The sequence below is a fragment of the Burkholderia sp. BKH01 genome (assembly GCF_025685725.1).
GTDB classification, from domain to species: Bacteria; Pseudomonadota; Gammaproteobacteria; order Burkholderiales; family Burkholderiaceae; genus Burkholderia; species Burkholderia pyrrocinia_C.
Map to the genome: position 1 here is coordinate 404,184 of NZ_JAOTQT010000001.1, position 16,159 is coordinate 420,342.

At 65.5% G+C, this 16,159-nt stretch carries 10 protein-coding genes and 1 pseudogene; 9 read left to right on the forward strand and 2 right to left on the reverse strand.

All coding sequences use genetic code 11. From position 1 onward, the window contains the following. Positions 1-183: 183 nt before the first annotated feature. Positions 184-414, reverse strand: a pseudogene (locus OEJ37_RS01785) (3-hydroxyacyl-CoA dehydrogenase family protein); the annotation flags it as partial. 624 nt (positions 415-1,038) lie between these two features. Between OEJ37_RS01785 and OEJ37_RS01790 the strand changes: the two are divergent. The 9 genes from OEJ37_RS01790 (at position 1,039) to OEJ37_RS01830 (ending at position 15,142) form a co-directional block, all read left to right on the forward strand. Continuing rightward, on the forward strand, positions 1,039-2,694 hold the full coding sequence (locus tag OEJ37_RS01790; protein ID WP_263343143.1) for an AMP-binding protein: 1,656 nt from the start codon (positions 1,039-1,041) through the stop codon (positions 2,692-2,694). Next, positions 2,691-3,578: a hypothetical protein gene (locus tag OEJ37_RS01795; RefSeq protein WP_174418808.1), complete on the forward strand. Its 888-nt coding sequence runs from the start codon at positions 2,691-2,693 to the stop codon at positions 3,576-3,578. The genes OEJ37_RS01790 and OEJ37_RS01795 overlap by 4 nt, the downstream gene beginning before the upstream one ends. Then, the gene (locus OEJ37_RS01800) at positions 3,578-4,687 is read left to right on the forward strand and encodes a 3-oxoacyl-ACP synthase III family protein (RefSeq protein ID WP_174418809.1); all 1,110 of its coding nucleotides are present in this window, start codon (positions 3,578-3,580) and stop codon (positions 4,685-4,687) included. The genes OEJ37_RS01795 and OEJ37_RS01800 overlap by 1 nt, the downstream gene beginning before the upstream one ends. Beyond that, the gene (locus OEJ37_RS01805; protein ID WP_174418810.1) at positions 4,684-5,682 is read left to right on the forward strand and encodes a ketoacyl-ACP synthase III; all 999 of its coding nucleotides are present in this window, start codon (positions 4,684-4,686) and stop codon (positions 5,680-5,682) included. The genes OEJ37_RS01800 and OEJ37_RS01805 overlap by 4 nt, the downstream gene beginning before the upstream one ends. Before the next feature lie 5 nt (positions 5,683-5,687). Next, positions 5,688-6,584 (forward strand): MBL fold metallo-hydrolase, encoded by an 897-nt coding sequence (locus OEJ37_RS01810; protein WP_263342991.1) that lies wholly within the window; start codon positions 5,688-5,690, stop codon positions 6,582-6,584. 89 nt (positions 6,585-6,673) lie between these two features. Beyond that, a complete protein-coding gene (locus OEJ37_RS01815) occupies positions 6,674-10,492 on the forward strand; it encodes an AMP-binding protein (RefSeq protein ID WP_263343144.1) in 3,819 nt (1,272 codons plus the stop codon). An 11-nt stretch (positions 10,493-10,503) separates the two neighbouring features. Further along, positions 10,504-12,642: a hypothetical protein gene (locus tag OEJ37_RS01820; RefSeq protein WP_263342992.1), complete on the forward strand. Its 2,139-nt coding sequence runs from the start codon at positions 10,504-10,506 to the stop codon at positions 12,640-12,642. A gap of 365 nt (positions 12,643-13,007) precedes the next feature. After that, positions 13,008-14,240, forward strand: a complete 1,233-nt coding sequence (locus OEJ37_RS01825; RefSeq protein ID WP_263342994.1) for a cation:proton antiporter — start codon at positions 13,008-13,010, stop codon at positions 14,238-14,240. A gap of 50 nt (positions 14,241-14,290) precedes the next feature. Further along, positions 14,291-15,142, forward strand: a complete 852-nt coding sequence (locus OEJ37_RS01830; RefSeq protein WP_263342995.1) for an alpha/beta fold hydrolase — start codon at positions 14,291-14,293, stop codon at positions 15,140-15,142. Between the two features lie 28 nt (positions 15,143-15,170). Here OEJ37_RS01830 and OEJ37_RS01835 read toward each other — a convergent pair whose 3' ends face one another. Continuing rightward, positions 15,171-15,875, reverse strand: a complete 705-nt coding sequence (locus OEJ37_RS01835) for a LuxR family transcriptional regulator (protein WP_174418816.1) — start codon at positions 15,873-15,875, stop codon at positions 15,171-15,173. Positions 15,876-16,159 lie beyond the last annotated feature (284 nt).

Sequence of the window (16,159 nt, forward strand, 5' to 3'; positions counted from 1 at the left end):
CGGGCCAGCGCCTGATGTCGCCACGCATCCGCCAGCGTGCTTGACGACGATCCGCCGCCCCGGGTCCTGCCCGGCGACGAGCAGCGCGGCGGCCCGCACGGACACCGCGCCGACGACAGCGGGATTCGTTGCGGCCGTCGCCGCCCGCGCGCCGCCCGGCGCGCTCCAGGTATGACATGCGGTGCCGGAGTCCTTCACAAACACGTCCATCACCGCGAGGCACACGTCGAGCCCCGCCAGGTCCGCCAGCGCGAGCGGCCCGATCGGGTGGCTCGCGCCGAGCATCATCCCCTGGTCAATCCCCTCGGCCGACGCGATCCCTTCGGCGAGCACGAAGAACGCCTCGTCGATCATCGGCACCAGAATGCGATTGACGACGCCCCCCGGCGTGTTGCGCACGCCGATCGGGTTGCCGCCAAAAGCCGCGCGCAGGATCCCTGATTCCCCATCCAAACCGACCCAAGGCTCCGCTGCTCCCGGGAGCGCGGGCCTTTCGCGCGGGGCAATCCGCTTCGTGAAGCGACGCTCGTTTCGCCTCGGTGAACTTCGCGATGTTTTATTCACCGCCCCGGTAACCATGCTCAACCGGAGTCAACAAATCCCGAGATGATTAACCGGAGTCGATTAATTCAATCAAATTAAGATGTTTGATGGCATCGATTCCAATCAATAAATAGAGCCATTCATCAATATGAATGTTTACTTTCCAATCTTACTTCCGTTAAGCTTGCGGCAAGAATTTTTCGGCACCCATTGCAACGATCCAAGAATTAAGAATCTCGATTGATCTGCATTAAATAGATTGATTATTGTTTATTTTGAAAATGAAATGAGACGAAATGAATCTATAAAAACCGGCAAGCCATCATGTGATTGACCGGGCTCTCTGTGCGTCGCTCGGCGACATGTGCCTGCCGCCTCGACCACATCTCTTTGGCATCGCGATTCAGGCTGTGCGGGACGGGCCCGATCATATGGCCCGGCCGGCGCCGCACTGCTATTGCGGACTTCGAACTCACACTCTTGCGAGCGCTGACGATGGACGACTTTTGCCGCGCGAACTTGCCCCCTGCCGAGGATTGGCCGACGTTTGTCTTTGAGTTGCCGGGGCTGCAGTTTCCGCCGTTTCTCAATTGCGCCGCCGCGCTGCTGGATACCGCAGTCGAAGAACGGGGCTGGGGCGATCGCATTGCGATCAGGACCGAGTCGGGCATCGCATGGTCGTATCGCGAATTGCGCGATGCCGGCAACCGGATCGCCAACATGCTGGTCCGCGATGCGGGCCTGGTGGCCGGCAATCGGGTGCTGATGCACGGCGCCAATCACCCGATGCTTGCCGCCGCGTGGTTCGGCGTGGTCAAGGCCGGTGGCGTGGCCGTCGCGACGATGCCGAAGCTGCGCGCGGGAGAACTGTCGACCATCATCGGGCGAGCCCGGGTCACGCACGTCATCTGCGAAGCCGGTCTGTCGACCGAGCTCGACGCGGCGATGGCGAGCATGCAGTGGCGCGGCGAAGTTCGGCGCTACGAGACGGACGACACGCATCCGCACGCGCGCTGGCTCGGCGGCTATTCAGCGGAATTCGCGGCCGCCGAAACGCGCGCGGACGACCCTTGCCTCATCGCGTTCACGTCGGGGACGACCGGGGAACCGAAGGCAACCGTCCATTTTCATCGAGACGTGATGGCAGCCTGCCACTGCTTTCCGCAGCACGTACTCCGGCCCACGGCCGATGACGTCTTCTGCGGGTCGCCGCCGCTCGCGTTCACGTTCGGCCTCGGCGCGCTGCTGCTGTTTCCGATCAGTGTCGGCGCGAGCGTCGTGCTGTTGCCGAAAACGAGCCCGGAACGGCTGCTGGCCGCCGTCGACCGGCATCGGGTCAGCATCCTGTTTACGGCACCGGCGGCCTATCGGTCCATGCTCGACCATCTCGACAGGCATGACATGTCGTCCCTGCGCAAATGCGTGTCGGCGGGTGAGGCACTTCCGTCGTGGACGCGCGACGCATGGCAGGAGCGCACCGGCCTGCACCTGATCGACGGAATCGGGTCGACCGAGATGCTGCATATCTTCGCGTCGACAGGCGACACCGGCGCGAAGGACGGCGCGATCGGCAAGGCGGTGCCCGGTTACCGCCTTGCCGTCGTGGACGAGCACGGCCAATGCCTGCCGCCCTACGAAATCGGCTATCTGGCCGTGCAGGGGCCGACCGGGTGCCGCTACCTGAATGACGCGCGGCAACGCGACTACGTCAAGCACGGCTGGAACCTGACGGGCGACAGCGCCTACCTGGACGAGGACGGCTATCTGTTCTATCAGGCGCGCGCGGACGACATGATCATCAGCTCCGGCTACACGGTGTCTCCCGGCGAAGTGGAGCAGGTGCTGCTGCGCCATCCCGATATCGCCGAATGCGGCGTCGTCGGACAGATCGACGAATGGGGCGGCACGCTCATCTGCGCGCATGTGGTGCTGCGGCCGGGCGTCGACGGCTCGGAGGCGTTGACGACGCAGCTGCAGCAGCACGTCAAGAGCGTGATTGCGCCGTACAAGTGTCCGCATCGTATTGCCTATCACGCCGGCAGTCTGCCGCGCAACGAATCGGGCAAATTGCGTCGCGCCGTGCTCCGGCAGGCGGGTCATGGCGCGACGCGTCCCGTAAATCAAGCAGTCCAGAACGAGCACGCCCTATGAAAATTCTCGGAGCCGCGGTGGCCATTCCGGACCCCGCGACCACCGCGCAATCCTGCGCCAACGATTACGCGATCAAGGCAGCCAGGCAGGCGCTGCAGCAAGCCGGTTGCCTGCCGTCGGAACTGGATCTGATCGTCAGCCTGTCGATTTCTCCCAGCCGGATGGCGGACGCACCGACGATCGCCGGGCCGCGGCTGGCGCACCCGGTGCAGCGCGACCTGCGTGCACGACATGCGGCCGTGTTCGATCTGCTCGACGCAGACTGGGCGCTCGCACTCGATCTCGCGCAAAGCCATTGCAAACAGCTCGGCTATCGACGCGCGCTCGTCGTTCGCGCGGAGGCGCTCGCGGATGTCGAACAGGTGACCACGAGCGGCTTCGCCGACGGCGCGGGGGCGATCGTCCTGACGCCTTCCGGCCATGACCGCGTTTATGCCGGCCGCTACGCGGACCTCGAGTCGCCCCCGTTCGCGACGCTCGACGCGCTTCCCGCCCGGCGCGTGAACGGCATCCTGTCACTGGCCCGCTTCGAGAGCCGGTTCGATCACGCAACCGGTCGATTCGACGCCGAACCGGCCAATGCCGCCGCCGCGGTGCGTGCGATGGTCGACGCGGTGCAGAGCCGCATCGACCGGCGCGCCGCCACGCTGTTTTGCGAATCGTGGTTGAGCGGATGGCCATCGATCGCCACCGGCGTGGGTCGCGATTTCCACGTCGATGTCGTCGCCGGTTCGACGGACATCCCGAATCCGTTCCAGTTGCCCGCGTGGCTCGCGTCCCGCGTCGCAAATTCAATGTCGTTGCGTGACGATGAACATACGGTGGTCGCCATGACGCTGGATCCGTTCAGGCCGCGCATCGCCTGCAGCACGATGGAGGTCTGATGGTGCACAACGTCCGAATCGCAAGTCTGGCCTGCCGCCTGCCGGCACGCCAGGTACCCAACGACGATCCCGTCTTCGCGCGCGTCGAGCCCATTCCGTCGGAATGGTGGCAATTCTGGGGCATCGAATCGCGCTACATGATCGATCCCGATGCCGGCGAATCCGAGCTTGCGCTGGCCGAGCGCACGGCCCGCGACGCACTCGCCCGTGCTGGCGTGGAGGCCGCCGAACTCGATCTGGTGCTGTTCAACATGACGTCGCCGTTCGTCTCGCTCGCCGACGGCCGGCGCCGTTTCGCGCCGCGGCTGGCGCGTGCGCTGCGCGACAGGCTCGGCGCCACGCGCGCGCTCGACGCCGATGTCGAGATGGAATGCGCGAGCTTCGTGCTGCAACTGCAGATCGCCACCAACCTCATCAAGCAGGGACGGGTGAAGCGGGCCCTGGTGTGCTCGTCGGAGCGCATGTCGGCAGTGGTCGACTACACCAGTAAATCGTCGACGAACTTCGGCGATGGCGCGGCCGCGGCCGTGCTCGTCGCCGAGCCGGCCGATCCCGACGGCGCTGATTGGCTGGATGCCGCGTATCACAGCGATGCAACCCGCTACGACCTCGTGACGATGCAGTGGCGCAACGCGCGGGCTGCGGCAGACGACGACGCGGCAACCGACGCCGACAACCCGTTCGGCGTGTATTTCACGCTCAAGCCCGAAGCGCAGGAGGCGATTTCGCGTTTCATGCCGGTGGCCATTCCCGATATCGTCGAGCGGCTGTTGCACCGGAGCGGAACGGGCATCGCCGACATCGATGCGATGGTGTTCCATCAACCGTCGGCGCTGCTCGTGCGCGCGTGGGCGCAGCGGCTCGGGCTCAAGCCCGACCAATACGTGATTCGCGTCGCCGATTGTGCGTGCCTCGTGTCGGCCGCCGTGCCGTTTGCGCTGGTCGAGTCGATCCGGGAAGGCGTGATCCGGCCGGGATCGTTGGTCGTGATTGCCGGCGCAGGCGCCGGCTGGGGCTTCGGCGCGCAATTGTGGCGCTGGGGCGAAACCGTCGTGACCGATGCGGGCGATGCCGTCGCCGCCGTGACGGAGCAGGAGGTGCGGACATGACCGCCAGACTCGTCATCGCCGGGATGGGCCACGCACTGCCGGACCGGATCGTCGGCAACGACGAAGTCGCCGGCATGATCGACACCAGCGACGCGTTCATTCGCGAACGAACCGGCGTCGTGACGCGACGCTATCTTGCCCCCGATCAGCATCTGGCGGATCTTGCGTGCCCCGCCGCGGAACGGGCGATGGCCGACGCCGGCGTCACGGCGCGCGACGTCGATCTGCTGATCGTCAATACGCTGTCGCCGGATCATCACGATCCGTCGCAAGCGTGCTACATCCAGCCCCGGCTCGGATTGCGGGAGATTCCGTGCTTCGATATCCGCGCGCAATGCAGCGGCGGGCTCTACGGAATCGAGATCGCGCGCCACTTCCTCGCGAGTGGCCTGTATCGCAACGTGCTGCTGATCTGCGCCGAGGCCCTGTCGCGGCGGATCGACTCCAGCAATGCCGGCCGCAATCTGTCGATCCTGCTGAGCGACGGCGCCGCCGCGCTGCTGCTGCAAGCGACGGACCACCCGGCGCACGGGCTGATCGACCTGACGCTCGGCGCCGACGGCACCCAGTTCGACCTGCTCAGCACGGAAGCGCCCGGCGCGCGACGCCCACGCTTCATCGACGAAGACGACATCGCGGCCGGCCGGCACCATTTCCGGATGAAAGGCAGGCCGATGTTCGAAGACGCCACGCGGCGCATCGTCGACGCGTGCCGGCAGATGCTCGACAAGCACCGGCTGACGATTGGGGATATCGGCCTGGTCGTGCCGCACCAGCCGAACCTGCGCATCCTCGACGCGGTCATCGGGCAACTCGGGCTGCCCCGCGAGCGGTGCATGATTTCCGTCGATCAGCTGGGCAACATGGCGAGCGCGGCGTTTCCGGTCGCGCTGGCCATCGCACGCGAGCAAGGCCGCATGCCGGCCGGGCAGATCAACCTCCTCGTGACCTACGGCGCGGGCGCGACATGGGCCTGTGCGCTCTACCGGAGCTGAACGACATGCTGAACGCTTCTCCGGGGTGGATCGATCAGCGGCTGGCCCTCGTCGGCACGGCTGACGTGCCGCTGTACGTGATCGTCAACGACGAGGCCGCGACGCTGATCGAGGGCGGCCTGAGCGGCATGACGGAGCTCGTGTGGCAGCAGCTTCACGACCTGCTGCGGGACTTCGGCGGCATCCGGCATTTGCGCTACTGGCTGATCACCCACTCGCACTATGACCATTGCAGCCTGCTGATGACGCTCAAGTCGCGCATGCCGTGGCTCCATGTATCCGGTTCTCCCGACGCGTTCGATGCGTTCCAGAGCCCGTCGGCCTGCCGAACCATCCGTCAGCTCGACGCGCAGGCGTCACGGTCGTGGGATCCCGCCGTCGGTGTCGATTTCACCGAGTTGTCCGACCTGCCGTTCTACCCGGTCAATCCGGGCACGCAGCTCGACATCGGCGACGGGATGCAGATTCGCACGATCGCGCTGCCGGGCCACAGCCGTTGCCAGTTCGGCTACTACTGCCCGCAGCTGGACATCGGTTTCGTGTCGGATGCGCTCGGCGAGTTTCACGGCGCCACCAGCTGGCTGCCGCTGGTCTTTCAGGACCTGTTTGCCTATCGGCACTCGCTGGACGTCATCGAGCAACTGCAGGCGCCGCGGCTCGCATTGGGGCATCACGGCATCCTCACCGGCGAGTTCGCCCGATCGGCCGTGCGGCATGCACGTGCGTGCCTCGATGCGCGCGAGGCCAACGCACGCGCGGTTCGCGGCAACGCCACCGCCACGCACGAACTGGCCCACCACTGGACTGCGCGTTATGCGGCAAGGAGCGAACGGGTGGTGCCGCATTTCCTGCATCTCAAAAGCATGATGCACATGATCGATCTGTTCCATCGCGCCGAATAGCCTCCTGTGGATTCCCGCCGCAGCAATGCATGGGCGCCGGCCGGCGTCAGGCCGCCGCTCGCTGTTTTCATTCCTCTTCCGACGACATCATGACCACTGCGACCCTGCCGACCACGCTTAGCGAATTGCTTCAGAACCGGGCCGCCACGCTCGGCGACAAAACCGCCTACGTGTTCCTGAGCGGCCCGCCCGAACAGGAACAGGCCGAATCGATGACCTTCGCGGAGCTCGACACGCGCGCCCGCCGGGTCGCCGCGCTGCTGCAGCAGAACGCGGTCGACATCGGCGACCGGGTCCTGCTGCTGTGCCGGCCGGGGCTCGACTATGTCAGTGCCTTCATGGGGTGCCTGTATGCGGGCGCCATCGCGGTTCCCGCCTACCCGCCGCGCAACAGGCAGCATATGGTGCGGATCGCCGGCATCGTCGAGAGCGCAGGCGCGAACACGATTCTGTGTTCGGCCGAGGACCATGCGCGCTGCACGACCTGGCTCGCCGATACCGACGCATCCGGCAGCACGCTGCTCGACGTCGGGGGTGCGCAGATGCTGGATCCCGTGCATTCGCCCGCCCGCGTGCAGCCATCCCAGATCGCCTTTCTGCAATACACGTCGGGGACCACCGGTAGCCCCAAGGGCGTGATGGTGTCGCACGGCAACCTGATGCATAACCTGGGGCTGATGCGCGAATGGCTCGCCTATGACGAGCAGAGCACGATCGTCAGCTGGCTGCCGCCGTACCACGACATGGGCCTGATCAGCGTGATCCTGACGTCGCTCTACGGCGGCTTCCGGAGCGTGCTGATGGCCCCGGAACGCTTCATCCAGCATCCGTATCTGTGGTTGCGTGCGATCAGTCGGTACCGTGCGGATCTGACGGGCGCGCCGGATTTCGCATACCGGATGTGCTGCCGGCGAATCTCCGACGAACAGCTGGCGACGCTCGACCTGTCGTGCCTGCGGGTCGCCTATAACGGCGCCGAGTCGGTGCGCGCCAGCACCTTGACGGATTTCGCGCGGCGCTTCGCCGCCGCTGGCTTCGGCGCCGACGGTTTCCTGCCGTGCTACGGGCTGGCGGAGGGGACGCTGTACGTCGCCGGGCGCACGGAGCAGCATCCGATCCGGACGCTGTGCGTCGACCAGGCCGCCCTCCAGCGGCAATCCGTGGTGCCGCGCAGCGAGTTCCTGGGCGTGTCGCCTCAGCCGCTGGATCGCCCGGGCGAACGGGTCCTGGTCAGCGTGGGCCGCACCGACGGCGAACAACAGGTGATCGTGCGCGACCTGGAGACGAACGAGCGTTGCGCCGATCGGACCATCGGCGAAATCTGCGTGGCCGGCCCGAGCGTCGCCGCCGGCTACTGGCATCTGGACGAGCAGACGCATTCGACCTTCCAGCACAGTCTGGCGGGCCATCGGGATCAGGTGTTCATGCGCACCGGCGATCTCGGCTTCATTCTTGGCAACGAGCTTTACGTCACCGGCCGGCTCAAGGACATGGTGATCCTGGCCGGCCGCAACTACTACTCGGAAGACATCGAGTACGCGCTGATCGTCGGCGTGCCGGAACTCGTGCCGAACGGCTGCGCGGCCTTCATGGACGACCAGGTCGACGCCGAGCGCCTGATCGTCGTGGCGGAAGTCGAGCGCACGCAGCGCAAGGGCAATCTCGACAGCTTCATCGACGCGATTCGCCAGGCGATCTGGAACCGCCTCGACATCGGCCCGAGCGCGATCGTGCTGGTGTCGCCCGGCAGCGTGCCGAAAACGTCGAGCGGCAAGGTGCGCCGCAGCACGTGCCGCACGCAGCTGCACGACGGCACGCTGACGATCCTTGCGCAGTGGGACGTCGACGCCGGCACGCACGCGCCGGCGCCCGATCGCCGGCAACCCGCGCGCCCGCCCACCGGCATCGACAAGCCGGCGGCCAACGAGCGCCGGCGCGAGGACAGCGCCACCGTCGACGAACTGAACGACTGGCTCAGGCACTACGCCCGCACGCGGATCGATTCGCGAACCATCGACGAGCGTCGCACCATTCCGCCGCACGTCGTGCTCGATTTCGGGAACCGGGGCCTGCTCGGCATGCCGATCGACCGTTCGTACGGCGGCCTCGGCCTCGGCCAGCGCGACATGTCGCGCGTGTTTGCGCAGTTGGCTGCGATCGATTCGACCCTTGCTTTCTTCGTCGCCTTGAACAACACGCTCGGGATCATGCCGATCATGCAGCATGCGCAGCCGCCATTGCGCGAGGAATTGCTGCCGAGCCTCGCGAGCGGCCGGATGCTCGCCGCATTCGCGATCACGGAGCCGGCCGCGGGCTCGCATGTGCGCGCGATTGCCACCCGCGCGCAGCGCATCGAGTCCGGCGACTGGCTGGTCACGGGGAACAAGAGCTGGAGCGGCTCATCCGCGTGGGCGGGGATCATCAATGTGTTCGCGAGGCAGGCCGACGGCACGGGGATGGTCGGCCTGGCGGTGAGACCCGGCACGCCGGGCGTGCGGATCGGCGCCGAGGAGCTGACGATGGGCGTGCGCGGCATGACCCAGAATTCGCTGCATCTGGATCGCGCACGGATCAGCGACGCGTACCGGCTCGGCGACATCGGGCAAGGGATGGGCGTGGCGCAGCACGCGATGAACATCGCGCGCCTCGGCATCGCTGCCGTCTGCGTAGGCGGAATGAAACGCTGTGCGCAGCTGATGCATCGCTTCGGGACGCGGCGCCAGATCGGCACCGGACTGCTGCTGGACAATCCGCTGAGCCGCCTGCGCCTGGGCGAGCTGCGGGACCGCATCGACGGGCTCAACGCGCTGGTCGAGCACCTGGCCGCCGAGCTGGACCTCGGCGTCGCGCTGCCTGAAGACTGCCTGCTGATATCGAAGATTCTCGGCTCCGAGCTGCTGTCGCAATCGGCTGACGAGATGATGCAGTTCCTGGGTGGCCGCGGTTATATCGAGACCAATCTGGCGCCGCAAATCTTCCGGGACGCGCGCCTGACCCGCATCTTCGAGGGGCCGACCGAAACGCTGCTGGTTCACCTGGGCAGCCGTCTGCTCAACGGAAGCGACGATTTGCTGCGCTATCTGGAGAGTGCGCTGAGCGCGGGCGCGCTGGCCATGGAGCTGCGCCAGCTGGGCGCACAGCTGTCACAAGACGGGCTCGCCAATGCGTCGAAACTCGGCGGCGCCGCGCACGCCGCCGTCTGGGTCAATTACTGGCTCGGCACGGTCGCGCAATGGGGACTGCTGCTGGCGGTGATCGAACGCGCGGCTGCGCAGCAGCGCATCGACGACGGCGCGCTGCGCTGGGCGCAGAGCCAGTACGAACTCGCGATCGAGGCGGCGCAGCGGCAGGTCGGCCTGCGCTCTGCCCTGGCCACGTCGGCGGAATTGAACGACTGGGCAGCGCGCACCGGGTTCGAGATCGGCTCGATCGAGCAAACGATCCCGGGCGCAAGCCAACTCGTCGATCCGTTGCTGGACGCCAATGCCGACGCGCGTTCGGTCTCCCGCGCGCCCGACGCGCCAGCCGGCGAAGACGTCGGTTCGGCGGCGGCCCCGATCGTGAACGAGCCGGCGAGCCTGATCGATCGCCAGCAGGTTCATGCCGTCGAACAATGGCTCATCGCGTGGCTGGGTGAGCGCCTCAAGCACCGCAAGGTTCGATTGACGCGCGAGTCGACGTTCGCCGAGATCGGCTTCGACTCGATCCTCGCCGTCGAAATGACGATCGTATTCAGCGAGACGTTCGGCGTGACCGTCGATCCGTCCGCGGTCTGGGACTACCCGTCCATTCGCGCGCTGGCCGCCCATCTCGCGCCGCGGACTCGCGGCGCCGCGCCGGCGGTTGCCGTAGCGCACGCCGATTCGGATGCACCTTCACCCATTGCAGCTCAACCTTCGACCCTGTGAGACCGTCCAACATGCACGCCCGATTCGACCTGAGTGATTCCACCACCGCGCTGGCCCGGCAGCTCGAACGCTATCTCGACGCATATCCCGACGAAACGTGCACATTGCTCGGCCTGTCGGCCGGTACCTCGATCGGCGTCGAGGTGCTCGACATGGAGCTGCCGGTCAAGCTCGAGCAACACACGCATGCGGCCACGCTGCGCATCGGCCGACACGATGCGCAGCGCGTGATGGCCTATACGCGCAGTTGCAACTGGGCAAGCGGCATCGTGCTGGTGCCGACGCTGGCGCGCCTGGTGTTTGCCGGCGCGTTCCGCGGCCTGCGGGCCGGAGTGCCCCGCTCGATGCGCGCGTTCGCGAAGTCCCGCCAGCCCGACCCGACCCGTAACCTGGGGGTGCTGTGGGGCGCCCTCAACCTGTTGAGCCTGGCCGGCTGGCTGACCCTCGATCGCGGCGACGAAGACGCCGAATATGCGCTCACCCCGGCCGGTGAATATGTCGTCGCGTGCGTCGAGCGCGCCCGGCCGCTGTTCGAGCAACTGGCGGATGCCACGTCGGTGCTCCAGCATCTGCATGCACTATGTCATCGAACGCGCGTGGCGGCCAAAGACAGCGTGCTGTATGCGCAGCTCGCGCGGATCTGCGTGGCGGGTTGGCCGGAGCTTCCGCCCCCGGCCACCGATCTGGAGCGCCAGGTGAATGGACAGCTACGCACGGCGATGGACGGCCTGCTGCTCGGCCCGACCTGGGTCGCGCTCGATATGCCGGTGTTCGACAGACAGCCGGATGGCCAGTACTCGCAGTCGGCGCCCGGAATCCTCGGCAAGTTCGACGAGCAGCCCGGCGGGGTTGCGGTCGGCGCCTGGCCGCATGCTGATCCTGTCGTCCTGCACGCGGCATGGGCGCTGATGTGCAAGTTCGGCATGGCGGAAATCGATCGGGAAAAGGTGCGCCTCACCGAGTCGGGCCGGATTCACCGGCCGATTGCCGCCCCATACGCGGGGTTGCCCGCATCCTATCTGCGTTCGTATGCGCTGCTCGACGAACTCCTGTTCGGCAACCCCGATCCGCTCGATATCGATAGCGACGGCCACATCGATCGCGTGATGAACGTGTATGCGTCGAGCGGCGCGGGGTCGGGGCCGGCGTCGCAGGAGATCACGACGAAAATCCTGCGCGAGCTGTTCGACGACACGCCGCTGGATCGCCAGCCGGCCGGCATCGCCGACATGGGCTGCGGCGACGGCAGCGCAGTGAAGCGCCTGGCGGAATACGTCATTACGTCGACGCGGCGCGGCCGACACCTCGCGACCTATCCGCTGCTCGTGATCGGCGCGGACTACAACGAATCCGCGCGCGGTCGCGCCGCCGCCACGCTGTCTGTGCTGAAGGACATCCCCGGTGTGCAGGTACGCGTGATCGCCGCCGACATTTCCCAGCCCGACCGCTACGACGAAGCCGTGGCCGAAAGCGGCTTGACCGTCAGGCAGCCGGACGGCAGCGTGCGCCCGGCGCGGCTGAGCGACCTGTTGCATACCTTCATGTTCCTGGTCCACAACCGCCGGTTGAGCATCCGGCGCAAGGACGCCGCCGAAGCGATCCTCGAGCGCCATCTCCGCACCGTCGATCGAGCTCGCCTGCGCGCGGTTATCGACCAGCACTATGCAGGCATCCTGACAGTATCGGATGAGGCCGGGTTGCCGATCGCGCTCGACCAGATCAAGCGTGCGTTCAAGGTGGCGTACAGCGATGCGGAAGGCCTTGTTCCCGGTTACGTGGCGGCTGCGGATCTCATCGATTTCCTGACCCGCTGGAAGCGCCACGCGAAGCACGGCTTTCTCATCGTGGAAGGACATAGCCCGTGGGCGGAGAATCTTTGCGCGCGTGCGCCGGGCGGGCCGGACACGTGGTTGCGCACCGAGCAGCTCCCGTCGGTGTTCAACTGGGGCATGCATTTCGTGTCGCGTCAGTTCATGGCGCCGTTCAACGAATTCACGCTCGCGTTGACCCTGGCCGGCCTGCGCCCCGACAGCCCGATTTACGGGCGGATTCATCCGGAGGGGTTCCCGGCGCCGGATCTGCTGAGCAACTATCGATTCTTCAGTATCGCAAACTATGTTGCCGAGCCGATCGTAACGTCGTATCCGTGACTGCTGATCCCCCGCCACAGGTGGGTCGGCCGCGATTCGCGACTTTTCGCCGAGTGCCCCTAAGCGATCGATTCAAAAATTAAAATCGATGCTTGGGGCAAGCGGTGACACCTCCGCCGGCGATCCGGCAGACAGGCCCCGAGCCCGGTTGATGGGCTCGCGCCGGTATGGCGAATGCACCTTGAAGACGTCGGCGTCGATCGGATGCCCGGCCGCATGACATCGCTCGACTATCAGAGTTCGCAGTTGCCGGACGTCGGGGATTGCTTTGTACTGGCGATGCTTCGCGCACCGCCGTGCAGGAGCGAACGCATTCCCGGGATGGATTACCCGCCTTCATTTCGATCGAGCCGAGGAGGCTTTGGATGGTTATGTGGTTGATGCAGTTGGCCTTGATTCTCACCGCTTGCAGTTGCTTCGGCTGGCTGGCGCAACGGATGGGGCAGGCGAAGGTCGTCGGCGAACTGGCCGCGGGCATCGTACTCGGGCCCGCCGTACTGGGAGCGCTCGATATGCCTTTCTATCAGGCCATCTTCGGGCCGGCCGCGTCCGTCGGCCTGTCCCATCTCGGCGAGCTCGGCGTGATCGCGCTGATGTTCCAGATCGGTCTGCACATGAACCTCGGCGAGATGTCGAACCCCGGATCGCTGAAGAAGGTGCCGGCCTCCGCCGTGGTCGCGCTGGCCGGCATGCTGCTGCCCCTGGTCGGCGGCATGGCGATCGGCTATCTGTCGCACGACGCACTCGCGCCGCAGATCGCCGAGTTGCCCTATGTGCTGTTCTGCGGCGTCGCCCTGTCGGTTTCCGCACTGCCGGTGATGGCCAGGATCGTCGTGGACATGGATCTCGTCGACGTGCCGCCCTCGATGCTCGCTCTGTCCGCCGCGATGCTGACCGATCTTGTCGGCTGGGTAATGCTGGCGTTCGTCTCCGCGGTGGCGATGGCGGGACCGGATGCGTCCGGGACATGGAAGATCGTCGCCGGCATCGCTGTGTTCCTGTTGATCTCGAAGATCGTCGTCCGCTTCGTCGTGTTGCCGTTGGCAGCCGATGCCGTGAAGAATGCGTCGTCGGCGATGTTGCTGAGTGTGGTCGTTCCGTATGTGTTGCTGTCGGCATGGGCGACCACGGAGATCGGCACCCACTCGGCGTTCGGCGCGTTGCTGGCCGCCGTGATGCTGCGCGATGTGCCGGGCCTGCGAGAGCAGTGGGAGTCGAAGATGGAAGGCTTTGTGAACACGGTGCTGTTGCCGGTGTTCTTCGTCTATTCCGGGTTGTCCGTGACCTTCGAGCATTTTGATGGATCGTCGCTGTGGCAGTGGTTCCTGCCGTTCATGTGCGTTGCGTTCTTCGGCAAGTTCGGTGGCGCCTACCTAGGCGCAAGAGTGTGCGGACTGACCCGGCGCGACGCCGCGCTGGTCGGCTCGCTGATGAACACGCGCGGGCTCGTGGAACTGGTGGTGCTGGCCGCCGGCCTGCAGATCCACGCGCTGTCGCGGAGCTCGTATGCGGTTCTGCTGCTGGTCGCGCTGGGCACGACCGCCATGACGTCGCCCTTCGTCAGATTATGGCGGCGCGGCGCGTTGCGCCCGGCCTGACGCGCTTGCACCCTGTTCCCTCGGTCCGCAACCTCACCCGGTTTCCCGACATGCATCGAAGATCGATCGTTGCCCACGACGGACGTGAACTGAATGCGTTCATTTCCGTCGACCATCCCGACGCGCCGGATGTCGTGGTCGTGCTGCCGTTTGGTGCAAGGCAGGCGATGCTGGAGCGATGCTACGCCGCGCTCCGGCCGCATTTCAACGTCGTGACGTGGGAGTCGCGCTTCGTGCTGGACATCGAGCGGGATGCGCACACGGACGGATTTGCCGTGCACACGCACGCGAGTGATCTGGCCAGCGTGATCCGCGGCGCGCGACCGGGCGGCAGATCGGGGCCCGTCGACGTGATCGCCTATTGTTCGGGCGCGGGCGTCGCGATGTTGGCGGCGCTTCACCATCCCGAGACCATCGCGCGCATGGTGCTGGTCAGTGGCGAATATCTGTTGCCGGCGGCGGTATCCGCGCCGACCGACGTTCAGCGGCAAATGGACATCCTGTTGTCGCTGGCGGCGCGCAGTCCCACGCTCGCCGGTTCGGTCCAGGAGAAGATCTCGGCGGCGCAGTTGAGGAACCCGAACGAGTTCCAGGCGTTCCTGTCCGAGCCGTTTTCATCCGGCCCGCATCTGCACAGGTATGGCATCAATTACCTTGCGTATCGCGACGTCGACCTGATCGACGTCGCGAAGAAAATCGAGCACCAGGCGTTGTCGATCGTTGCGACGGAGGACAGGCATGTCGATCCGGCGGGGTCGCTTGCGATCGGCGGGCGCTTGCGCCATAGCGCCGGCAGCGTTGCCATTTCGGGCGATCACTACGCGCTGTGCCGCGGCAACGCCGATGTCGTGAAGCACATCGTCGACTTTCTCGTCGCGCATGAGGTCGACGCGTCGATGTGACTGCTTCGACTTCATCCGCGCCGATTCGTCAGAGCATGCCCATCAGCGCGGCTTTGGCGACCGCATGGACCTTGTTGGCCGTGCCCAGCTTGGACACGATGTTCTTGACGTGAAAATTAACGGTGCTTTCCGAAATGCTGAGAATGAGCGAGATCTCGTAGGCCGTCTTTCCGTCGGCAGTCCACTTCAGGACATCGGTCTCTCGCTGCGTAAGCGTCGGATCGAATTCGTCGCCGGCCGGCAGAAAGGGCGCCATCGCGACGTGCGCGGCGTGAGCCAGCCAGTGTACGGTGCTCTGATTGAGGATCTTCTCGGCGGGCTCGATCGGATCGCCGCTTCTGGACAGGGTAAGAATGCCGAGCGTGCCGTCTGCGCCCCTTGATGCCGACGACCAGCCGTGAGCGATGCCGAACGACAGCGCTTCGTCCCAGAACCGGCTCCTCGACGCACCGTGCTGGGCGGACCACACTACCGGCTTGTCGCTGCCGATCGCCGCCTTGAAAACCGGGTCGATATTGACGAATTGCGCGTCTATACAGCGTTCCCGCCACCGAACCGGGCAGTTCGACACCATGACGATCTGGCGATTGCGGATCGGAAAGGGCCGCCTCATCGCGTATGTCGCATACTCGAGGCCCAGTGCCGATGCCGCATGTGTCAAGACAGAATTGATGTGATCCGGATTTTCACTGGCCGAAAATTCATTTAGCCAAAATTTAATCAAAGCGTGCATGTCTGCATCCTCGCAAGCGCCCCCGGCGAACCGCTTCTATTTTCAATGGAGAAGCGGATTTCCCGCGCTCCTGGGTAGGCATCAATAGCCACTCGCCCGATTATTGCGGTCGCGCTTGAAATCACCCTTGAAAACAACCCACCCAACCGGGTTCGATGATTCACGTCCCCTCCTATTCAACGAGAAATGGATTTATTGCCCCCCCGAATGTAACGATTCGCAAGGTTTAAGTATAACTGTTAAATTTGTCAGGAATGTAATTATTTAGGCAACCGAATCTATCA